The organism is Nocardia miyunensis NBRC 108239, assembly GCF_001613065.1.
Lineage (GTDB): Bacteria > Actinomycetota > Actinomycetes > Mycobacteriales > Mycobacteriaceae > Nocardia > Nocardia miyunensis.
This window is the reverse complement of the sequence record NZ_BDBQ01000142.1, coordinates 1-20978: the sequence shown is the minus strand read 5'-3', so window position 1 is coordinate 20978 and position 20978 is coordinate 1. Positions and strand designations below refer to the sequence as shown.

Annotated in this window: 23 protein-coding genes and 2 pseudogenes; 16 read left to right on the top strand and 9 right to left on the bottom strand. The window is 67.7% G+C overall.

Annotation, left to right across the window (positions count from 1 at the left end; genetic code table 11):
* The coding region (locus tag NM2_RS45035) for a serine/threonine-protein kinase (protein WP_157121940.1) at window positions 1-879 on the bottom strand (879 nt) is incomplete at its 3' end.
* Between the two features lie 175 nt (window positions 880-1054).
* Between NM2_RS45035 and NM2_RS45030 the strand changes: the two genes are divergently transcribed.
* The 3 genes from NM2_RS45030 to NM2_RS45020 all read left to right on the top strand — a co-directional run bounded on the left by NM2_RS45030 (window position 1055) and on the right by NM2_RS45020 (window position 3192).
* The gene (locus tag NM2_RS45030) at window positions 1055-1489 is read left to right on the top strand and encodes a DUF1707 SHOCT-like domain-containing protein (protein WP_067683372.1); all 435 of its coding nucleotides are present in this window, start codon (window positions 1055-1057) and stop codon (window positions 1487-1489) included.
* Complete coding sequence (locus NM2_RS45025; RefSeq protein ID WP_067683369.1) at window positions 1490-1828, top strand: hypothetical protein; 339 nt, start codon at window positions 1490-1492, stop codon at window positions 1826-1828.
* A 560-nt stretch (window positions 1829-2388) separates the two neighbouring features.
* Window positions 2389-3192: a biotin--[acetyl-CoA-carboxylase] ligase gene (locus NM2_RS45020; protein WP_245718559.1), complete on the top strand. Its 804-nt coding sequence runs from the start codon at window positions 2389-2391 to the stop codon at window positions 3190-3192.
* Between the two features lie 157 nt (window positions 3193-3349).
* Here NM2_RS45020 and NM2_RS52355 read toward each other — a convergent pair.
* Window positions 3350-3523 (bottom strand): annotated as a pseudogene (locus NM2_RS52355) (acyl-ACP desaturase); the annotation flags it as partial.
* Between the two features lie 80 nt (window positions 3524-3603).
* Between NM2_RS52355 and NM2_RS45010 the strand changes: the two are divergent.
* From NM2_RS45010 to NM2_RS45000, 3 genes are read left to right on the top strand one after another with little or no spacing between them, the layout of a single operon-like run.
* Window positions 3604-4161, top strand: a complete 558-nt coding sequence (locus NM2_RS45010) for a PH domain-containing protein (RefSeq protein WP_067683364.1) — start codon at window positions 3604-3606, stop codon at window positions 4159-4161.
* Between the two features lie 41 nt (window positions 4162-4202).
* Window positions 4203-4880, top strand: coding sequence for a response regulator transcription factor (locus NM2_RS45005; protein ID WP_067683362.1), 678 nt, complete (start codon window positions 4203-4205; stop codon window positions 4878-4880).
* A gap of 6 nt (window positions 4881-4886) precedes the next feature.
* On the top strand, window positions 4887-6197 hold the full coding sequence (locus NM2_RS45000; protein ID WP_067683360.1) for a sensor histidine kinase: 1311 nt from the start codon (window positions 4887-4889) through the stop codon (window positions 6195-6197).
* Window positions 6198-6206: 9 nt separating this feature from the next.
* On the opposite strand, the gene NM2_RS44995 is transcribed toward NM2_RS45000, so the two are convergent.
* Window positions 6207-6758, bottom strand: coding sequence for a GtrA family protein (locus tag NM2_RS44995; RefSeq protein ID WP_067683358.1), 552 nt, complete (start codon window positions 6756-6758; stop codon window positions 6207-6209).
* 112 nt (window positions 6759-6870) lie between these two features.
* Here NM2_RS44995 and NM2_RS44990 point away from each other — a divergent pair, with 112 nt between their 5' ends.
* The 5 genes from NM2_RS44990 to NM2_RS44970 all read left to right on the top strand — a co-directional run bounded on the left by NM2_RS44990 (window position 6871) and on the right by NM2_RS44970 (window position 11435).
* A complete protein-coding gene (locus tag NM2_RS44990) occupies window positions 6871-8049 on the top strand; it encodes a 5-(carboxyamino)imidazole ribonucleotide synthase (RefSeq protein ID WP_245718558.1) in 1179 nt (392 codons plus the stop codon).
* A gap of 52 nt (window positions 8050-8101) precedes the next feature.
* Window positions 8102-8575, top strand: a complete 474-nt coding sequence (purE, locus tag NM2_RS44985; protein ID WP_174575760.1) for a 5-(carboxyamino)imidazole ribonucleotide mutase — start codon at window positions 8102-8104, stop codon at window positions 8573-8575.
* Window positions 8576-8832: 257 nt separating this feature from the next.
* Window positions 8833-9453 carry a TetR family transcriptional regulator gene (locus NM2_RS44980; protein WP_067683354.1) on the top strand — a complete coding sequence of 207 codons (621 nt, stop codon included), beginning with the start codon at window positions 8833-8835 and terminating at the stop codon, window positions 9451-9453.
* Between the two features lie 166 nt (window positions 9454-9619).
* Complete coding sequence (locus NM2_RS44975) at window positions 9620-10777, top strand: acyl-CoA dehydrogenase (RefSeq protein ID WP_067683352.1); 1158 nt, start codon at window positions 9620-9622, stop codon at window positions 10775-10777.
* Window positions 10778-11129: 352 nt separating this feature from the next.
* Window positions 11130-11435, top strand: a complete 306-nt coding sequence (locus NM2_RS44970) for a hypothetical protein (RefSeq protein WP_067683350.1) — start codon at window positions 11130-11132, stop codon at window positions 11433-11435.
* Here NM2_RS44970 and NM2_RS44965 read toward each other — a convergent pair.
* Together NM2_RS44965 and NM2_RS44960 are read right to left on the bottom strand one after the other, a co-directional pair.
* Window positions 11432-11725 carry a GNAT family N-acetyltransferase gene (locus NM2_RS44965; protein WP_067683349.1) on the bottom strand — a complete coding sequence of 98 codons (294 nt, stop codon included), beginning with the start codon at window positions 11723-11725 and terminating at the stop codon, window positions 11432-11434. The genes NM2_RS44970 and NM2_RS44965 overlap by 4 nt on opposite strands.
* A gap of 58 nt (window positions 11726-11783) precedes the next feature.
* Window positions 11784-13142 carry an FAD-binding oxidoreductase gene (locus tag NM2_RS44960; protein ID WP_067683348.1) on the bottom strand — a complete coding sequence of 453 codons (1359 nt, stop codon included), beginning with the start codon at window positions 13140-13142 and terminating at the stop codon, window positions 11784-11786.
* A 362-nt stretch (window positions 13143-13504) separates the two neighbouring features.
* Between NM2_RS44960 and NM2_RS44955 the strand changes: the two genes are divergently transcribed.
* Window positions 13505-13825, top strand: a complete 321-nt coding sequence (locus NM2_RS44955; protein ID WP_067683347.1) for a GroES family chaperonin — start codon at window positions 13505-13507, stop codon at window positions 13823-13825.
* Between the two features lie 137 nt (window positions 13826-13962).
* On the opposite strand, the gene NM2_RS44950 is transcribed toward NM2_RS44955, so the two are convergent.
* The gene (locus tag NM2_RS44950; protein ID WP_067683346.1) at window positions 13963-15447 is read right to left on the bottom strand and encodes an MFS transporter; all 1485 of its coding nucleotides are present in this window, start codon (window positions 15445-15447) and stop codon (window positions 13963-13965) included.
* A gap of 155 nt (window positions 15448-15602) precedes the next feature.
* On the opposite strand from NM2_RS44950, the gene NM2_RS44945 reads away from it, so the two are divergent.
* Window positions 15603-16202 carry a TetR/AcrR family transcriptional regulator gene (locus NM2_RS44945; protein ID WP_067683343.1) on the top strand — a complete coding sequence of 200 codons (600 nt, stop codon included), beginning with the start codon at window positions 15603-15605 and terminating at the stop codon, window positions 16200-16202.
* A gap of 198 nt (window positions 16203-16400) precedes the next feature.
* Here NM2_RS44945 and NM2_RS44940 read toward each other — a convergent pair whose 3' ends face one another.
* Genes NM2_RS44940 through NM2_RS44930 form a run of 3 tightly spaced genes read right to left on the bottom strand, consistent with a single transcriptional unit; the run spans window position 16401 to window position 18343 of the window.
* The gene (locus NM2_RS44940; RefSeq protein WP_067683340.1) at window positions 16401-17051 is read right to left on the bottom strand and encodes a Type 1 glutamine amidotransferase-like domain-containing protein; all 651 of its coding nucleotides are present in this window, start codon (window positions 17049-17051) and stop codon (window positions 16401-16403) included.
* Window positions 17052-17057: 6 nt separating this feature from the next.
* On the bottom strand, window positions 17058-17870 hold the full coding sequence (locus NM2_RS44935) for a maleylpyruvate isomerase family mycothiol-dependent enzyme (protein WP_067683336.1): 813 nt from the start codon (window positions 17868-17870) through the stop codon (window positions 17058-17060).
* Window positions 17867-18343, bottom strand: coding sequence for an HIT family protein (locus NM2_RS44930; protein WP_067683331.1), 477 nt, complete (start codon window positions 18341-18343; stop codon window positions 17867-17869). The genes NM2_RS44935 and NM2_RS44930 overlap by 4 nt, the downstream gene beginning before the upstream one ends.
* A gap of 362 nt (window positions 18344-18705) precedes the next feature.
* On the opposite strand from NM2_RS44930, the pseudogene NM2_RS44925 reads away from it, so the two are divergent.
* The 3 genes and pseudogenes from NM2_RS44925 to NM2_RS44915 form a co-directional block, all read left to right on the top strand.
* A pseudogene (locus NM2_RS44925) lies at window positions 18706-19764 on the top strand (NAD(P) transhydrogenase subunit alpha); the annotation flags it as partial.
* A gap of 275 nt (window positions 19765-20039) precedes the next feature.
* Window positions 20040-20357, top strand: a complete 318-nt coding sequence (locus NM2_RS44920; protein ID WP_067683328.1) for an NAD(P) transhydrogenase subunit alpha part 2 — start codon at window positions 20040-20042, stop codon at window positions 20355-20357.
* Window positions 20358-20360: 3 nt separating this feature from the next.
* A partial coding sequence (locus NM2_RS44915; RefSeq protein ID WP_174575759.1) for an NAD(P)(+) transhydrogenase (Re/Si-specific) subunit beta occupies window positions 20361-20978 on the top strand: 618 nt, incomplete at its 3' end.

Sequence of the window (20978 nt, the reverse complement as noted above, 5' to 3'; positions counted from 1 at the left end):
CGGCGCCGGGCCCTCGAGCGGGGGCAGCGCCCGGGTCCGGCCCGGTGGTTCGAGTTCGGGTGGTGTGCGCGGAATCGGTTGTGCCATACCGATTGCGGCGAGTGCGGCGGCCGCCAGCTCACCGGCCGTGCGGTACCGGTCCTCCGGTTTCTTGGCCATACCGCGGGCGATGACCTCGTTGAGGGCGTCGGACACGGATTCGACGCGTGGCGGATCCTCGTGCAGGTGGGCGTGCAGCTGCTGCACCGGATCGGTATCACCGAAAGGCCTTCGCGCGGTGAGACATTCGTAGAGTACGCAGGTGAGCGAGTAGATGTCCGAACGTGGTTCGGCATCGCCCGCGAACCGCTCCGGGGCCATGTAGGCCAGCGTGCCGATGGTGAAACCCGTTGCGGTGATGGTGGTCTGGTTCGAGGCGCGGGCGATGCCGAAATCGATCAGGTACGCGAATCCGCTCGCGTGCACGATGATGTTGGCGGGCTTGACATCTCGGTGAATCAGCCCGGCGGCATGTGCGGCGTCGAGTGCCTGGGCGATCTGGGCGACGAGATCCACCGCCTCCGGTGCGCGCATCGGGCCGAGCCGCAGTCTGCGCGCGACGTCCACCCCGGGGATGTGCGCCATGTCCAGGTACAGCCGACCCTGCTGCGCGCCGAACGCGTGGATCGGCACCACGTGCGGATTGTCCAGGCGCGCACCGATATTCGCCTCGCGCTCGAATCTGCGCCGGTAGTCGGGATCCTCCGTGGCGGCCGGGGACAGGATCTTCAGCGCCACCGCGCGACCGGTGCCGGTGTCGTGCGCGAGCCAGACCTCACCGGCCGAACCGCGCCCGATCAGGCGATCGAGCCGATACGCGCCGAACTGCCGCCCGGACATCAGCGTCCCCGGGCGGGCCGCGCGCTGTCCGCCACGACGGCTTGTCCCGTGCGGCTGCGACGATCCCGGTCCATGGTCCGACCCTAAACCGACGCACCTGCCCGAGCCAATGTGATCCCGCGCCCCGGCCCCCGGTCCGCGCACGGTCGCACCGGTGGAGGGTTAATCTCGTGCCATGGCCGATTCACCCGACATCCGCATCGGTACCGCGGAACGTGAGACCGCCATGCGGCGACTCTCCGATCATTTCGCCGCCGGGCGACTCTCGGTCGCGGAATTCGACGAGCGCAGTGCGGTGGTCGCGGGCGCGGTCACCCACGGTGATCTGGTCGGGGTGTTCGCAGACCTGCCCGAACCGGCCACGCAGCCGCAACAGTCCGCCTCGTCGTCGCCGCGGCAGCGTCGCGCCGGCCGGGCGGAGGTGCGCGGCGCGGCGATGGGACTGACCGTCATCGTGGCGCTGGTGCTGTTCTTCGTCCTGCACACCTGGCTGTGGTTCCTGCTGATCCCCGCTGCCGCCATCCTGCTGGGCCCCTCCGGCCGCCGCGATCAGGGACAGCGACGGCGCGAGGAGCGCCGGGAGCGTCGCGACCGGCGGCGGGGGCGGTAGATGGAACCCGTGGAGATCAACGCGGGCAGCTGGTATCTGCGCGCCCTGCGCGCGGACGATCGCATCGACGACCGCCCGGCCCTGGCCGACGGCGGCATCACCGATCCGGATCACGTCGCGAAGCGCACTCGTGAATGGGCCGAGGAAACCGGCTATTCGTGGGCCGTCTGCGAACCCACCACCGCCGAACTCGTCGCCGAGATCGTGGCGACTCCGAATTCCGATGGTACGGCGACCATTTCGGGTTGGGCCCGCGAAGGCTGTTCCGCCGCACTGGAAACCGGCGAGACTGCGGTACGCCGCTTCGTCTCCGGTGCTCTCGGCCTGCGACCCGTGTGAATCCGGCCGGGCGTCGCTCGTACCCGAGCGGGGCTTCGGTTCATCGACGTTGTCCCGTAACGCATCCTGAATCCGCCGGCAGGGCGGTGCGGGGCAATCGTCCGGCACGCGTTGTGGCGCAGCGGGTTACCGGTGTGCGGGATTTCGTCCGGTGCGTACGCACGGTCCGGGATGCCCGGAAAATCAGTGTCCTGTGGTGATCATTCGCGCTACGGTGGAGATCCTGAATCCGAGCAGGGGAGGCACGGTATGTGGGAGTGGAGTAGGACTGTCACGGAGCGCGCCGTGGCGGCGGGATGGAGCAGTTGGTGTCGGCGGGAGTCGCGGCCGACGATCGTGGATCCGGAACCGTGGGCCCAGGCGGAAGTTCAGCAGGACGAGCGTTCCGACGATCGGCGAGATGACGACATGCGCGCCGAGATATCCGCATTCGATGCGTATTCCCTCGCGGGCTGAGATGACGATCGGCGATGGCGTCGCACCCAGGCGGGTGCGACGCCATCGCCGCGTCCCGGGTGCGCCGGGACGTCCGAGGTGGCGGCCGGTGTAGCCTGCCAGACGTGCACAGGCCCCCCTTGGACATCGCTGAGCTGCAGCGGAGCATTGCCGAATCACCGGATCTGTCGTTCTTCTCGCGGATCGAGGTGGTGGAGTCGACCGGATCCACCAACGCCGATCTGATCGCGCGGGCGAGCGATCCGGCCGCGGACGGGCACGTACTGCTCGCCGAAACGCAGGAGCACGGCCGCGGGCGGCACGATCGGTCCTGGTCGAGTCCGCCGCGGGCGCAGCTGGCGCTGTCGATGCTGGTGCGCCCGGCCGGTATCGCCCCGGCCGCACTGGGCTGGCTGCCGCTGCTGACCGGTGTGGCCGTCGTGGACGCGGTGCGCGAGACGGCCGGGCTGAACGCGAATCTCAAGTGGCCCAACGATGTTCTCATCGACGGCCGCAAGGTGTCGGGCATCCTGGCCGAGGTCGCCTCGCCCGGTGACGCGCCCGCGGTGGTGATCGGCGTCGGGCTGAATGTCAGCCTGGCACAGGGCGAATTGCCCGTCCCGCATGCCACCTCGCTGGCTCTCGCCGGTGCGTCCGAGGTCGATCGGACCGCCCTGGCGCTGTCGATCCTGCGCCAGTTCGCCGCGCAGTTCACCCGGTGGCGCGATTCGCACTGGGAGGTCGGCGAATTGGCGCAGCGGTACCGGGACCGCTGTACCACCCTCGGTGCGCAGGTCCGGGCCGAATTGCCCGGTGGTGAAGTACTTCTCGGCATCGCCACGGATGTGGACGAGATCGGCCGACTGCTCATCGGGGACCGGGCCGTCTCGGCGGGGGATGTCACCCACCTGCGTCCGGTCGAATCCTAGTAGCGGCGTCGTCGCGCCGGATGGACTGTGCGACAACGCCGTTCGAAACGGCGGTACCCTCGCCCGAATCGGGACGAGGGTCCTGTTGTCCCGCAATGAATCCCGCGGCGACTACCTCGAGGCCAGGGCCTGCGCGGCCTCGCGGGCGATCCCCGATCGCCGGGTGACTGCGCGCCGTTGTCATGTGGGTCAACCCCGCCTGTCCCAGGACGACGGAGTCGACGCCGCGGGTGAGGACGAGGTGGTCGCGGATGCCGATGCCGTGGCGGTTCTCCGCGGCGGTCCAGCGGCCGACCCGGGTGCCCCACGCCCGCTGGGCGGAGTTTTCGGCTGCTACCGGTGATGCGACTGCTGCCGTGGTGCGCCTGAGCTGCCGGTCGTGCTCGCACGACCGCGCGGTAGGGTTCGGCTATGGGTTATCCGGAGGGGCTGCTTGCGCCGGACGAGCGCTTGCTGCTGCATCGCCACCCGCACTGGAAGATGTTGTTCTGGCCGGCGGTCACGTTCATCGTGGCCACGGCGCTGGCCGGATTCGCGGGGGGCCTGGCCTGGCGGCACGTCGGGAACACTCTGCGCGACGCGGTGCTGATCGCCATCGCGGCGGTCTGGGCGATACTCGTGCTGTGGCGCAGCGTCGGTCCGGTAATTCGCTGGGGATCAACGCATTTCATCATCACCGACCGGCGGGTGCTGGTGCGTGACGGCGTCTTCACCCACACCGGGATCGACATTCCGATGAACCGCATCGCCAGTGTCCAGTTCCGGCACAGGCTTTTCGAACGTCTGCTCGGCACCGGGACGTTGATCATCGACGCCGCGTCCGGCGATCCGCTGGAGTACCACGACATCCCGGAGGTGGAGCAGGTGCACGCGCTGCTGTACCACGAGGTCTTCGACAATTCCCGCGACCCGCGCCCCGAACGGCAGGCCGGTCCGGATTACGACCGCAGGCAGCGGGACTACCGCTGATCGGTGAGTCACGCGGCGGGTCACCCACGTAGTCTGTTCACGTGACCGCCGTATTGCTGGCCGAAGACGATGAGGCCATCGCCGCCCCGCTGTCACGTGCGCTGGGACGCGAAGGTTATTCGGTAACCGTGGAAAGTTTCGGACCGGCCGTACTCGAGCGCGCCCTGCACGGTGAGCACGATCTGCTGATCCTGGATCTGGGTCTGCCGGGTATGGACGGGCTCGAGGTCTGCCGTCAGGTCCGCGCCAACGGCGCCGATCTCGCGGTGCTCATGCTGACCGCCCGCACCGACGAGGTCGACTTCGTCGTCGGCCTGGACGCCGGCGCCGACGATTACGTCGGCAAGCCGTTCCGGCTGGCCGAACTGCTGGCCCGGGTGCGAGCGTTGTTGCGGCGCAGTGGAATCGGCGACGAGGCCGTCGAGATCGGCGGCATCCGGCTGGAACCGCAGGCCCGGCGGGTCATGGTCAACGGCCACGAGGTGAACCTGGCCAACAAGGAGTACGAGCTGCTCAAGGTGCTCATCGACCGGGCCGGCCAGGTGGTGCCGCGCGAGGCGATCCTGCGCGAGGTGTGGGGTGACGCGGATCTGCGCGGCTCCAAGACGCTCGATATGCACATGTCCTGGCTGCGTCGCAAGATCGGCGACGAGGGCCCGGTGGCCGAGCGGCGCATCGTCACCGTCCGGGGCGTCGGCTTCCGGTTCAACACCGACTGACCGCGGATGCGGCGCAGAATTCTGCGGTCCATGCTGGCCGCGCTGCTGCTCACCACGGTCGTGCTGGGCATCCCGCTGGCGTTCACTGCCTGGCAGTGGGTGGCCGACATCAATCGCAACGATCTGATGGCCCGGCTGGATCGGATGGCGCAGGAGGTGCGTGGCCAGGAGCAGGCGGACGGGCTGGTGCACGGCACCCTCGACCTGCATCTGGTGCAGGCGCTGATTCCGCAGGGCGGCAAGCTCACGATCATCTACCCGACCCCCGAGGACGCCGCGCTGAGCGTCACCGCGGGCGTGACGAGCGTGCACGATCCGGTGGCGCAGTCGCTGTCGATGGGCACCTCCGGGTCGCTGCGCCTGGAGGTGCCCGCGGACCGGATGCACGCGATGCAGTGGCAGGCCGTCGGCGCGGTGGGATTGGTGGCGCTGGCCTCGCTGGCGGCGGGCGTCGCGGTGGCCGTGGTGACCGCGCGCCGGGTGGCCGATCCGCTACGTGATGTCGCGGGCCGGGCCGCGCGCCTGGCGATGGGCGATTTCCGGCTGGAGGCCCGGCGGCACGGCATCACCGAACTCGATCGGGTCTCCGATGTGCTCGATTCGGCCGCGGTCGAGATCGCCGGGCGGCTGCAGCGCGAACATACGCTGGTGGCCGACGTATCCCATCAGCTGCGCAGCCGCCTGACCGCGGTGCGGCTGCGGCTGGACGAGCTGTCCGCGCACGCGGATCCGGCGGTGGTGCACGAGGCGGAGGAGGCGATGGCCCAGGTCGACCGGCTCACCGCCGCCATCGATGAGCTGGTGCGCGCCTCCCGCGACGAGAACGCCGCCGATCTCGACCCGGTGCCGGTGGTGGAGGAGTTGCGCGGGGTGGTGGCCGAGTGGCGGCATCCGTTCGCCGACGCCGGTCGCCGGTTGATCCTGTCGGGTGATCCGACGTTGCGTGCGCCGGTGACCGGTTCGCGGCTGCGCGAGGCGTTGGCGGTGCTGGTCGACAATGCCCTGATGCACGGCGCGGGCGACTGCACGGTCTCGGTGCGCACGGTCTACGGCGGCCCTGATCGAGAACCGCTGATCGCGGTGGAGGTGGCCGACGAGGGCGACGGCGTGAGCGACGACCTGGCCCCGCACATCTTCGATCGAGGTTTCTCCGGGGCCGGATCGACCGGTGTGGGGCTGGCGTTGGCCCGGGCGTTGATCGAGGCCGACGGTGGCCGTCTGGAGTTGCAGCGTCGGCGTCCGGCGCTGTTCGCGGTCTTCCTGGGCAAGCCGACACGTCTGCGCACCGCGAACGGCGTAGCAGGCGAACCGCGCTGAGCCCCCCAATTACGGACGCGGGGTTTCCGTGTTTTGTTCTTCTTCGTAGAGTTCCTCGAATTCGTCGACGAGGGCGTCGATCTCGTCGGGGAACACCCAGCGCTTCATGGTCCAGTACCGGAACACCATCTGCAGAATATTGCCGATGACGAAGGCGCTGAAGAAGTCCGCGATGTTCTCGGTGGTGAGGCTCACATGCGGCTGCCGCAGTTCGAACACGTAGCTCGAGATCCACAGCGGAATATTGCTCAGCAGCACACCGATACCGCTGACCACGAAGAACAGCAGTGCCTCGTGATGACGCTCCCGTCCGCCGCGGCCCTTGAACGACCATTCCCGGTTCAGGATGTAGGAGGCGATGACCGCGATCACACCGGAGATGATCTTGGCGGTGACCGGTTTGGGTGAGAGCACCGTCAGCTTCAAGGCATAGAAAATGCCGCTGTCGATGATGAAAGTGGTCGCTCCGACAATGGCGAACTTGATCAGTTCGTTATGACGGATCGCGAGGTCCCGCACCGTTTTGGGCAGGACGCTGACCACATTGTCGACGATTGACACGCGACGAGTCTACGTCCGTCCCGGCTCGGGCAACCAACCCGCACGCATTTACCGATGCACCCGCATGACAACATTGTGGCTCGTGACGTCCCGTTCTTTCGACAATTCGGGCATGCCGACCGTGACCATGATCGGTGGCGGCCAACTTGCCCGCATGACGCATCAGGCCGCCGTGGCCCTGGGACAGCGCCTGCGCGTGCTGGCCGAGCGACCCGACGACCCCGCCGCCCAGGTGACGCCCGAGGTGGTGCTCGGCTCGCATACGGATCTGACGGCGCTGCGCAAGGCCGCGGTCGGCTCGTACGCGCTGACCTTCGACCACGAACATGTGCCGACCGATCACCTCGAGGCACTGGTCGCCGAGGGCGTGAACGTGCAGCCACCGCCGCGGGCGCTGATCTTCGCCCAGGACAAGCTGGCGATGCGGCGTCGGCTGGCCGAATTCGGCGCGCCCGTTCCGGCGTTCACCGCGGTGGAGTCGGTGCGGGACGCGGTCGGCTTCGGTGACGAGCACGGCTGGCCGGTGGTGCTCAAGGCGGTGCGCGGCGGGTACGACGGCCGCGGGGTGTGGATGGTCGACGACGCCGAGCAGGCCGCCGCGATCGCCGGGGAGCAGCTGGCCCACGGCGTCCGGCTGCTGGCCGAGCAGAAGGTGAGTCTGCGCCGCGAATTGTCGGCGATGGTCGCGCGCTCGCCGTTCGGGCAGGCCGCGGTGTGGCCGGTGGTGGAGACGGTGCAGCGGGACGGGCAGTGCGCGGTGGTGATCGCGCCCGCGCCGGAGCTGTCGGAGGATCTGGCCGCGCAGGCGCAGTCGCTGGCCCTGCGGCTGGCCGCGGAACTGGGCGTCACGGGTGTGATGGCGGTGGAGCTGTTCGAGACCCACGACGGTGCGCTGCTGGTGAACGAGCTGGCGATGCGTCCGCACAATTCCGGGCACTGGGGAATGGACGGCGCGGTCACCGGCCAGTTCGAACAGCATCTGCGGGCGGTGCTGGACTATCCGCTCGGCGATACCACCCCGCTCGCGCCGGTGACGGTCATGGCGAACATCCTGGGTGCTCCGAACGCCCCGGAGATGTCGATGGACGAGCGGCTGCACCATCTGTTCGCCCGCCTGCCCGAGGCGCGAGTCCACCTGTACGGCAAGGGCGAACGCCCGCACCGCAAGATCGGGCACGTCAACATTCTCGGCGACGACGTCGCGCGAGTGCGGGAGAAGGCCGAGCGTGCGGCGCACTGGATGTCGCATGCGGAATGGACCGACGGATGGGATCCCCACGATGAGCACTGAGCAGGCGAATTCCGTGAGTGACAACGCATCCGGGCCCGCGGTCGGCCTGATCATGGGCAGCGACTCGGACTGGCCGACCATGCAGGCCGCCGCGGAAGCGTTGGCGGAGTTCGGCATTCGTTTCGAGGTCGGCGTCGTCTCGGCGCACCGCACCCCCCAGCGCATGCTGGACTACGCCCGCGCGGCGGCCGCGCGCGGCATCCGCGTCATCATCGCGGGCGCGGGCGGCGCGGCCCACCTGCCCGGCATGGTCGCCTCGGCCACGGCCCTGCCCGTGATCGGTGTCCCGGTCCCGCTGAAATATCTCGACGGCATGGACTCCCTGCTGTCGATCGTCCAGATGCCCGCGGGCGTCCCCGTCGCCACCGTCTCCATCGGCGGCGCCCGCAACGCGGGCCTGCTGGCCGTCCGCATCCTCGCCGCCGCCGACCCCGAATTGCGCACCCGCATGGAGCAATTCCAAGCGAATCTGGAAACCATGGTTCTGGAAAAAGACGAGGCCCTGCGCACCCGCCTCCTGGGCTGATGCTTATCTGCCGCCTCCCGGGCACCCGGGGATCTCACCAACCACGCCCGAAAGGTGACCAGTCACTCGACCACCGGCTTTCTGGGATGATGCGGTAATGCCAACCGGCCAACTGATCTCGCAAGAACATGGGTAGCTCACCGGGTACGCCCGAGGCGCGATCCGGCACGCGACCGTCGGCCCGAAGCGCAAGTCTCTCCGCGCCCAGCGACACGCAGAAATCGCGGGGAGGCGGAACCGACACCGCCCTTTTCCGATTGGCTGTTGTCGATCACGCGTTGCGATTGTTCGCGGACAAGGGATACGAGTCGACGACGGTGGATGAGATCGCCGAGGCGGCGGGGATTTCGCGGCGGACGTTCTTTCGGCAGTTCCGGTCGAAGGAAGATGTCGTATTCGCCGATCACGAGGAGCAATTGGCGCAGGCTCGGGCGTATTTGGATGCGGCGCAGGGCGATCCCTGGGACGCGGTGTGCGAGGCCGTGGTGGGGGTGTTCGAAAGATTCACCCGCACACGGGAATTGGCCGCGCGGCGGTATCGGGTGGTGCGTCAGGTTCCGGCGCTGCGCGATCGGGAGATCGTGACGGTGTTCCGGTACGAGCGGCTGTTCACCGACTATCTGCGCACCGCGCTGCCGCAGACGCCGGATCTGGCGCTGATCCAGTTCACCGCGGCGGTGACGGCCACGCACAACTATCTGCTGCGGCGCATGGTGCGCGGGCAGTCCGACGGCGGCGTGGCGGATCTGCGCGCGGCTCTCGCGGGTATCGGGCGCGGGCGTGAGGCGTCCGGTGAGATGGTCGTCGCGGTCTTCCCGCGCGACATGCCGCCCGCGCAGGTCACCGAATTCCTCGGTCGACGTCTCGGTAATCTGTGATAACCATCACTTATCGGTGTTGACACTCAGTGCCAGGGCGGTTGTGGGGTATCGCGGAATGTAAGCGTGAAATGGCGACGTATACTCGTCCATGGCTGGCACTGAGTGCCGACATGCTGAAAATTCGCGGACCCAGGTGATCCGACCCGACGACCAGGAGAGACCCATGGCGGGCAATCCCGATTTCGACCTGTTCAAGCTCGACGATGTCCACCACGAGCTGCGCGAGGCCATCCGCGGCCTGGCGGAGAAGGAAATCGCCCCGTACGCCAAGGACGTCGACGAACACTCCCGCTTCCCGCAGGAGGCGCTGAACGCGCTCAACGCCGCCGGATTCAACGCGGTGCACGTGCCGGACGCCTTCGGCGGCCAGGGCGCGGATTCGGTCGCGACCTGCATCGTGATCGAGGAGGTCGCCCGGGTCTGCGGTTCGTCCTCACTGATTCCTGCGGTGAACAAGCTGGGCACCATGGGTCTGATCCTGAAGGGCTCCGACGAGCTCAAGGGCAAGGTGCTGCCCGACATCGTGAACGGCCAGATGGCCTCCTACGCGCTGTCCGAGCGCGAGGCCGGATCCGACGCGGCCGGGATGCGCACCCGTGCCAAGCGCGACGGCGACGACTGGGTGATCAACGGCTCCAAGTGCTGGATCACCAACGGCGGCAAGTCCAGCTGGTACACCGTCATGGCGGTGACCGATCCGGACAAGGGCGCCAACGGCATCTCCGCGTTCATGGTGCACACCGATGACGAGGGCTTCGTCGTCGGCCCGCTCGAGCACAAGCTGGGCATCAAGGGCTCGCCGACCGCCGAGCTGTACTTCGAGAACTGCCGCGTCTCCGGAGATCGGATGATCGGCGCGGAGGGCACCGGTTTCAAGACCGCGCTCGAGACCCTGGACCACACCCGCCCCACCATCGGCGCGCAGGCGGTCGGCCTGGCGCAGGGCGCCCTGGACGCCGCGATCGCATATACCAAGGACCGCAAGCAGTTCGGCAAGGCCATCTCGGACTTCCAGAACACCCAGTTCATGCTCGCGGACATGGCGATGAAGGTCGAGGCGGCCCGCCTGATGGTCTACACCTCGGCCGCGCGCGCCGAGCGCGGCGAGAAGAACCTCGGCTTCATCTCCGCTGCCGCAAAGTGTTTCGCCTCCGATGTGGCGATGGAGGTCACCACCAACGCGGTGCAGCTGTTCGGCGGCGCGGGCTACACCACGGACTTCCCGGTGGAGCGGATGATGCGCGACGCCAAGATCACCCAGATCTACGAGGGCACCAACCAGATTCAGCGCCTGGTGATGTCGCGCGCGATCCTGCGGTAATTTCGGCTGTGGCTGTGGCCTCCGCTTCGCTCCGGCGTGTTCGCGGCCCCCTGAGTCTCACCGCTCGGCCCCGTGGCGGGTGCGAGGAACGAGTACCCGCCACGCGTCCGAGCGGCGAGACGGGCCGCGAACCTTGGGGGTGGCGTTGCACGGGGTCGGCGGAACGAGGCGAGTAGTGTGTGGTTCCGCTGCGTTCCGGCGGACGTCGGTTGCCACCGCTTCGCTCCGCGGGAAAGCATGCGTTGCCCGGGCTGTCGAGTTCGACCAGATCTGTTCTTGCAGTTGCAAATACAGTCGCAATCGGGCGAATTCGGGTCTATCGAATGTGGCTCGCACGGAGCACTATTAGGGCATGGCCGGAGTCGAGATCAACGACAGGTTCGTCCGGCGCACGTTGGACAACGGACGGATCGAAGAGGTGCTGTGGCGGGACCTCTCGGAGGTTCGGGTCATCACCACGGCGGACGGACCTTTCGCCGAGGCGATGTTCTTCGTGCTCATCGGGACGAAGGGAAATGGATGTGTGGTACCCAAGTCGGCAGCCGACACGGCATTTCTGGTGCGGCTGCGGTCGTTACCGGGTTTCGACAACCGACGGGTGAACCAGGCCATCGGCACCGCGCTGGACCGGCAATTCTCGGTCTGGCGGCGTAATTAACCCCTGACCATGTCGGCGTATTCGCGGTGTTCGGCGATGAACTTCTCCACGTACCAGCAGGTGGGAATCACCGAGAATCCCGCCTCGCGGGCGTCGTTCAGCGCGAATTCGACCACCTGTGCGGCCACGCCGCGGCCGCGGAATTCCGGAAATGTCAGGGTGTGCTGGAAATCGCGCGTCCTGCGGTCGCCGTCGGCGCGCTCGCTGTAGTCGGCATATCCGGCGAGGGTGTCATCGAGGTAGATCTCGTAGCGGGTGTCGGCGACATTGTGCTCGAACCTGGTGGTCATATCCGGTGAAACTCCTCGGTGAGGTGGGTTTGTTCCTTCTGTACCCGGAACGCCCGGTTCAAAGCACCGCGCCGGGATTGAGAATGCCGTGCGGGTCCAAGGCGTCCTTGATGCGCCGGGTCAGCGCCATCACGTCGGGACCGACCTGATCGGGCAGCCACGCCTTCTTGAGCCGTCCCACGCCGTGCTCACCGGTGATGGTGCCACCCAGTGCGATCGCCAGCTCCATGATCTCGCCGAACGCCTGATGCGCGCGGGCGGTCTCGGCGGCGTCGTTCGAATCGTGCACGATCAGCGGATGGGTGTTGCCGTCCCCGGCGTGCGCGATGACGGAGACGAGAACCTCACGGCGCGCGGCGATCTCGGCGATTCCGGTGACCAGCTCGCCCAATCGCGGCACCGGGACGCCGACGTCCTCGAGCAGCAGGGTGCCCTTGCGTTCCACGGCCGGGATGGCGAAACGCCGTGCGGCGGTGAACGCCTCGCCCTCCTCCGGATCCTCGGTGCTGAATACCTCTACGGCTCCGGCCTTTTCGCACGCCTCGGCCATGATCGCGGCCTCGGCGGCGGCGTGCTCGCCGGGTGCGTCGGAGCGGGCCACCAGCATGCCCGCCGCGGTGCGGTCCAGGCCCATCCGCAGTTCGTCCTCCACGGCGCCGATCGCCACCGCGTCCATGAACTCCAGCATCGAGGGCCGCAGCCGCCCGGTGATCGCGAGGATCGCCGCGGTGGCCGCCTCGATCGTGGAAAACGTTGCCACCACGGTACTTTGGGGCGTCTGCGTGGGCAGCAGCCGCAACGTCAGCTCGGTGATGATGCCGAGGGTGCCCTCGCTGCCCACGAACAGTTTGGTCAGCGACAGCCCGGCCGAATCCTTCAGCCGCGGCCCGCCCAGCCGGACCACGTTCCCCTCGGCCAGGACGACCTCCATGCCGAGCACGTAATCGGTTGTGACGCCGTACTTCACGCAGCACAGACCGCCCGCGTTGGTGGCCGCGTTACCGCCGATCGAGCAGATCTCGAACGAGGACGGGTCCGGCGGATACCACAGCCCGTGCTCGGCGGCTGCCCGTTTGACCTCGGCATTCAACAGTCCCGGCTGAGCGACCGCGGTCCGCGTGACCGGATCCACGGTGATCTCCCGCATCCGCTCGGTGCTCAGCAGCAGCGCCCCGTCCTGCGCCGTGGCCCCGCCGGACAGCCCGGTTCCCGCGCCCCGGGGCACCACCGGCACCCGATGCCGGTGCGCCCACCGCAGCACGGTCGAGACCTGCTCGGTGCTGGTCGGCCGGACCAGCGCCAACGGGGTCCCGGCATCGGGGTCCAGGGCCCGGTCCTGGCGATATCCGGCGAGAATATCCGGATCTGTGACGACCGTCCCGGCGGGCAGGTGTTCGGCGAGAGATTTCGGGTCCACCCCCTGAAACTACGTGGTCCGCGGCCCCTGTGGATATGGGTGCGCGGTCGGGTTTCTCCCGTGGAAACCCGTCGTGACAGCCGGCTGCCCGTCGTCGCCCGGGCCTTGCCTGTGAGCGGTTGTCGCGCAGGAAAACCGGTCACGTACGATGGCGCGAAAGATCAGCTTCGAGCCACATGCTCATCCGCGGGACGGGCAACCGACGCACCCGTCGCCGTGGATACGACGGCTGATCGCGCGAGCACATAGGGCAACTCGCCGGGCACGCCCACAAGGCGATGTTGCACACCCGGCCGTCAGCCCGAAACGCAAGTCTCGCGGTACCCAACGACACGCCGAAGTCCCGGAGAGGCGGGGGAGCGATGCCCGATCCGAAGCTCGAGATACAGATGTTGCACGACCGGGTCATCGTGCGGGAAACCCCGGAGGCCGGGGAGCGGCGCAGCAGCGGGGGCATTCTCATTCCCGCGACCGCGCAGGTGGCCAAGCGGCTGATCTGGGGCGAGGTGTGTGGCGTGGGCACGCATGTGCGCAGCATCGAGGTCGGCGACCGGGTGCTGTACAGCGCCGAGGACCAGTTCGAGGTCGAGATCCAGGGGCAGGCGTACGTGGTCATGCGCGAGCGCGACCTGCACGCGGTCGCCAACGATCGCACCGAGCACGGCACGGGTCTGTATCTGTGAACCGTCCGTCCGGCACGCGCCGGACGGACGGTCGTTTCGTCACCTCGCCGAGCCGCGATCCCGGTGACTCGAGTGGTGGATTCCGGCTGCCACGCGTGCCCCCGAGGACGGACCGACGGCTGCGCGTCGAGCCGAACTCATCGCACCGTGTGCCTGGGTAGGGCGAAGGCGGCCGCCAGAGCGATGAGCAGAACGGCGAGGCCGACCAGGGCGGCGGCGCGCATGGCGTTCACGTAGTCGCCGGCGCCGCCGGCGGGCCCGAGCACCGCGAAGAAGGTGGTGCCGAGAATCGTTGCGCCGATGGCATTTCCGAACTGCTGCGAGGTGGTCAGGGCCCCGGCCGCCATCCCGGCCTGCTCCGGCGGGATACCCGAGGACAGCACCGCGCCGATCACGGAGGGCAGGGTCAGGCCGTTGCCGACGCCGACGATCATCATCCCCGGAACGAGTGCGAAGACGCTGACCTCGCGGCCGGAGCAGGTCAGCACGATCAGCACGATCAGGGCGCCGAGCAGTCCCGCGCCGACCCCGGCCACCATGACCCGATTGCCGATCCGATCGGCGACCCGGCGGGCGAGGAAGAACGAACTACCCGCGAAACACAGGCCCAGCGGCGCGAACGCGAGTCCCGCGCGCAGCGGTGACAGGCCGAGCCCGTCCTGGAGCAGCAACGTCAGGCAGAGCATGAATCCGGCGAAGAAGGTCAGATAGCCGCCGCCGATCAGCATGCCCGCGCTGAACACCCGGCGGCGCACCATGCTCATGTCCAGGACCGGCGCGCCGCCCCGGCGGCCGAGCCCGGCCTCGTAGCCCGCGGTGAGCAGCGCGACCGGAACGGACGCGGCCATCGAGATCCACGTCCACAGCGGCCAGCCCTCGGGACGTCCCACCGTCACCGGCACCAGCAGCAGCGCGAGTGCGCCCGAGATACCCAGTGCGCCAACGGGATCCAGTGTCGTGCGATGACGGGCTTCGGCGCGCGGCAGCCAGCGGGCGGCCAGTGCGGCCGCGGCCAGGCCGATCGGCACATTGATGTAGAAGACGGTCCGCCAGCCCCAGCCGAACAGATTCGCCTCGAGCAGCAGCCCGCCGAGCACCTGTCCTGCGACCGCGCCCAAGCCGATGGTCGCGCCGTAGGCGGCCATCGCGCGGGGGCGCTCGGCGATCGGGAACAGGGTGTTGATCAGCGCGAGCAGCTGCGGCACCATCATCGCCGCGGTGCCGCCCTGCAGAATGCGGAAGGCGACCAGCGTCCAGGAGTTCGGCGCGAGCCCGCACAGCAGCGACGCCGCGCCGAAGGCGAGCATGCCCAGGATGAACATGCGCCGGTGGCCGAACAGATCGCCCAGGCGTCCGCCGGTGATCAGGGCCGAGGCGAAGGCGAATCCGTAGCCGCCGACGATCAGTTCCAGCGCGGACTGGCCGGCGTGCAGATCGTGCTGCAGCGAGGAGGCCGCGACGTTGACCACGAACCAGTCGAACATCGCCATGAACATGGCGCTGAGCACCACGGGCAGCACTCGCCAGCGCGCGGCGAACGCCGGGGTGGGTTCGGTCCGGGAGGTCTCGGTGTCATCGGCGGGCAGAGGTATCGGGGCGGTGCTGGTTTCGAGAGTGGACATGGAGATCTCCCGGAATCGGTGTGCGGATGCGGAGCGCCGCGCTGCGCCCGTGTCGGGTCGGGGTGAACCCTCGAGCCATCTAACTAACCGGTTGGTTGCAAATATTCCAGTCCGCCCGGCGGCCTGTCAACTATTCGGTTGGTTAGACTCGGCCCATGGCTCCGAGAGATCCCGAGGCGACGAAGGCGCGCATCTTCTCCGCGGCCATCGACGAATTCGCCGCGTACGGGATCGCCGGGGCCCGGGTCGATCGCATCGCCCGCAACGCGAACGCCAACAAACAGCTGATCTACGCCTATTTCGGCGATAAACGGCAGCTGTTCCGGCAGGTGCTGGAGAAGGTCATGCTGGACGTGGCCGAGGCGGTCCCCATCGACCTGGACGACCTGGACGCCTGGGTCGACGCCCACCTGGACTACCACCGCGACCACCCGGAATTCCTGCGCCTGCAGATGTGGGAGGCGCTGGAGATGGGGCCGGACGAGATCACCGCGGGTGTGGCCCGAGCCAACCGCTACCAGCACAAGGTCGCCCGAGTCGACGACGCGCAACAGCGCGGGCTCGTCCGCGACGATATGCCCCCGGGCTACCTCCTGACGCTGCTCACCGGCCTGATCAACTATCGCGAGGCGCTACCTCAGTCCGCCCGATTCGTTCTGGGCGATGACGCCGACCCCGAGGTGTGGCGGCAGTGGGTCAAGACCGCTGTACGCAGCGTCGCCTCGCAGGGCAGGGATCTTCCCGAAGCACGATGACAATCCGGCCGGTGACGGGTCGCGGGCAGTCGTGTCACCGCATTCCGTTCGGGCGCTGAGTGCGTTCGAACGGGTCATTACGGGCTCGCACGGCTCCCGGCTCCGTGAGTACTCGTCGAAGCGACCTGATCGAGGCGCAGTCCGGGTCAGGTGCTGCCCGCTACTGAATGGGTGAGAAACATTGGGCCAGAACGGCTTTCAAGGGCGGCTGAGCAGCGCTTCGACGCGGTCTCCGTCGACCACCACCGCGTCCTCGTCGGTCAGGGCCCAGTGCGGAATCCGCTCGTCGCGGAACCGGGTGGCCACCGCGGTGCAGACTCCGTCGGGGTCGGTTGCTGGGGAGTCGACATGCGGGACGATGCGTCGGTCGACCAATCCCAGTCCGTCCCAGAGCGGTTCGATTCCGCAGGCGGGTAGGACCTCGGCCGGGTCGTCGGCGGACTCCAGTCCGTGCAGGTCCGGCGTGAGCAGACAGGCTCCGGCGCTGTAACCCGCATAGGCCAGGGCATCTTCACCCAGCAGATCTCGCAACACGAGATCGGCTCCGCTGCGGGCGAATTGGGCGCGCAGGACGAAAGTGTTGCCGCCGCGCACCCACATCAGGGGGTAGCGGCGCAGCGTCTTCTCCAATTCCCCAGTGCGGCCGACATAGTCGCGCAGGTCGATCACATCGGGGCGAAATCCCGCGCGGTGCAACGGGGTTCGATCACTGGCTACCGCACCCGCCCAGGCCGCGGGCCAGGCGTCGCAGGCGTTCGGGATGATCGCCACCGGCCCCGGTTCGCCCACGAGCGCGGCGAATCGGTCGTAATGCGCGCCGAATCGGTAGCTGGACAGGAACAGTCGCATCCGAGTTCAGATGGTGAAGCGGAGGGTGTCGACCACCCGGCCGCCCAGTTCCGTATCGCCGGTGATGGTGATCTCGTCCGAATGCTCTGCGGCCGTTGTCCTTCCGGCGCGCAGGCGAGCGAACAGCCCGGACGGCATTTCGATGCGCACGGTGGCCGGGCCGTCGAGTTCGTCGACCTGATTCGCCCGGCCGTCGACCACCAGGTGCAACTCCCGGGTGACGGGCCCGGTGAGGGCGAAGGTGATCCGCGATCCGTCGGGTGCGTGCGCGCCCTTGACCACCGCGCGTCCGAGGGTCCCGGTGAGTTCGGCGAAGGCGATCTCGGCGCGCGGCCCGCCCTCCTCGACCGTCGTATCCAGCGCGTCGGCGATATCGAGTTCGTGCATCCAGCAATCGAACAGGCGAACCTGCATGAACCGGCCGTACGGCACGACGCCCACCGGCGATTGCGACGGATTGTTCCACTGCTCCTCGGTCAGATCGGCCAGCGCCTTGCGGCGGCGATCGGTGATCTCGGCGAACTTCGCCAGAAGTTGTTCGCCGCGCAGCGGCCGTAGCGAGTCGATCCATGCCTCGTTGAGCGCGCCGATCTCGTTGCGCACATGCGGCGCTCCGGTGACCGCGGCCTCGGCCGTCGGATTGGGCTCGCCGAGCAGGATGGATTCGATCGCGACCAGATGGGCCAGCACGTCGAAGACGGTCCACCCCGGCAGCGGAGACGGTGTGCGCCACTGATTTTCGTCGAGATCGGCGACGAGTCGGGTCAGCGAATCCCATTCCTGCGACAGGGCGGTGGTGAGGGCGTCCCGGTCGGTCATGCGTGTTGCTCCTTGTCGGTGACACCGGATTCCTCGGTGTCGAGCCGGTCCAGTCCGGTGCGGATGGCCGCGGCGGTGGTCGCGGGATCGGGCTGACTGCCGACCCGCCCACGGAACAGCATTCCGGTGGCGAAGGATCGGATATCACCGGTGTGGCGCGGCACCACGTGCAGATGCACATGGTGCACGGTCTGGAAGGCCGATTTGCCGTCGTTGAGGATGAGATTCGCGCCGTCGGCTCCGAGGGCGCTGCGCCGCAATGCCTTTGCCATCCGATGGCCGAGGGTGAACAGCCGCGCGCCCAGTGTGGCGTCGAGATCGTCCAGATTGGTCGCATGGAGTTTGGGGATCACCAGCATGTGGCCACGGGTGATGGGCCGGATGTCGAGGAACGCGCACAGCGTGTCGTCCTCGTGGATCTTCGTCGCCGGTGCCGTGCCTGCGACGATTCCGCAGAATATGCAGCCGCTCACAATCGAGACATTACGGTGTACGAAGCCCGCGGGACACCCCTGGTCGCCTTCGTGCGGGTCAGAGCCGGTTCCGGCGCGCGTCGGCGGGTTCATGCCCAGCGCTTTCCGTGATCCGGATGAACCGGAACGACATGTGATATTGATCTCGGATACGCTCACCGGCGAGCCGGTACAGTTGTGCGATCTGAAACTTACCGGTGGGTAAGTTTCGGGGCCGAAAGAACGGCTCGAGGCTCCGCACGAACTGTGGGGCCGGCTACCGTCACGAGTAAGGATGTTGACCAGTGGAGACAACGCAGAGCGGAGTCGACGCAGCGCCACCCGGTGATGATGGAAGCGCCTCGCAGCGTACACGTGTCGGTGTGGTGCGTGAGACGAATCCGGGGGAGCGTCGGGTTGCGTTGGTGCCGAAGATTGTTGCGGGTCTGGTGAAGCAGGGTGTGCAGGTGGTCGTGGAGGCCGGCGCGGGGCAGGGGGCGTTGATCCCTGACGCGGCGTTCACCGATGTGGGGGCGGTGATCGGTGATCCGTGGTCGGCTCAGGTGGTGGTGAAAGTCGCCCCGCCTTCGGATGCGGAGGTCGCGAAGTTGTCTGCGGGTCAGACGGTGATCGGTTTCCTGGCTCCCCGGAATGCGGACAACAAGATCCCGGCGCTGAAAGCGGCAGGGGTGCAGGCGTTCGCTGTGGAGGCGATTCCACGGATTTCGCGGGCGCAGGTGATGGATGCGTTGTCCTCGCAGGCAAACGTGTCCGGGTATAAGGCGGTGTTGGTGGCCGCGTCGGAGTCGACGCGGTTCTTCCCGATGTTGACCACCGCGGCCGGGACGGTGAAACCCGCGACGGTCCTCGTGCTGGGGGTCGGTGTGGCCGGACTGCAAGCCCTGGCCACCGCCAAGCGATTGGGTGGTCGCACCACCGGATACGACGTGCGTCCGGAGGTGGCCGATCAGGTCCGCTCGGTGGGTGCGCAGTGGCTGGATCTGGGGATCGATGCCGCGGGTGAGGGCGGTTACGCGCGCGAGTTGACCGAGGAGGAGAAGGCTCAGCAGCAGCAGGCCCTGGAAGATGCGATCAAGGGTTTCGATGTGGTGATCACGACCGCGCTGGTGCCGGGTCGTCCGGCACCGCGGTTGGTGACGGCTGCGGCGGTGGAGGGGATGCGTCCGGGCAGTGTGATCGTGGATTTGGCTGGGGAGACCGGCGGTAACTGTGAGCTCACCGAGCCGGGTGAGACGGTGGTGGTGCACGATGTCACGATCGCTTCGCCGTTGAATCTTCCCGCGTCGATGCCCGAGCATGCGAGTGAGTTGTATGCGAAGAACATCGCCGCGTTGCTGGAGTTGATGCTCGTGGGCGGGGTGTTGGCTCCGGACTTCACTGATCAGGTGTTGGCGGATTCGTGCGTGACCCGCGAACCCGACGCCGAGCCGTCGACGGATGCGGTTGCGGCCGGGACGGATTCGGCTCCGGTGAACGGCGACGGAACGGATTCGAGCGCATCGGATGTGCCGGATACGGAATCGTCCGCGAACTCGTCGGATTCGGGCGGATCGGGTTCGGCTGCGGCGGGGACGGGTTCGACTGCGGGGAACGGGACCGGTATGGGATCGTCCGCCGAGCCTTCGGAATCGATTGCGGGCTCACCGGATTCGGGTGCATCGGATGTGTCGGGTTCGGTGGGGAAGGAGCAGGGCTGATGTATACGGAGTTGTTGGCGAATATCGCGATTCTGGTGTTGTCGGGGTTTGTGGGGTTCGCGGTGATCTCGAAGGTCCCCAATACGTTGCATACGCCGTTGATGTCCGGGACGAACGCGATTCACGGGATCGTGGTGTTGGGTGCGCTGGTGGTGCTGGGGCGTATTCAGCATCCGTCGGTTGTCGAACAGATCATTCTGTTCGTCGCGGTCGTGTTCGGCACGTTGAATGTGATCGGTGGGTTCGTGGTGACCGACCGGATGCTCGGGATGTTCAAGGGCAAGAAGCCCGCCGTGGGAGAGAAGGCGGGGAAGTAACTCATGGACAATCTGGTCGATATTCTCTATGTCGTCGCGTTCGCGATGTTCATCTACGGGCTGATGGGGTTGACCGGTCCGCGAACGGCGGTGCGCGGCAATCAGATCGCCGCGGTCGGCATGGCGATCGCGGTGATCGCCACGTTGATCTCGGTCCGGCATGCCGGTGGTGCCGATTGGGTCGTGATCGTGGTGGGCCTGATCGTGGGTGTGGCGCTGGGCATTCCACCGGCACGGTTCACGAAGATGACCGCGATGCCGCAGTTGGTGGCCGCGTTCAACGGTGTCGGCGGCGGTACGGTTGCGTTGATCTCGCTGTCGGAATTCCTCGATACCCAGAGCTTTTCGCGGATTCCGGAGCAGCCGAACGTTCATATCGTGGTCGGTAGCCTGTTCGCGGCGATCATCGGGTCCGTGTCGTTCTGGGGGTCGCTGGTCGCGTTCGGCAAATTGCAGGAAATTCTGCCGGGCAGACCGATCGGTGTCGGGAAACTTCAGCAGCCCTTGAATATCGCGCTGCTGGCGGTCGCGGTCGCGGCAGCGGTGGTGATCGGAATCGGGGCGACGAAGGACGGTGTAGCGGCCTGGTGGATGGTGCTGTTGCTGGTAGCGGCGGCGCTG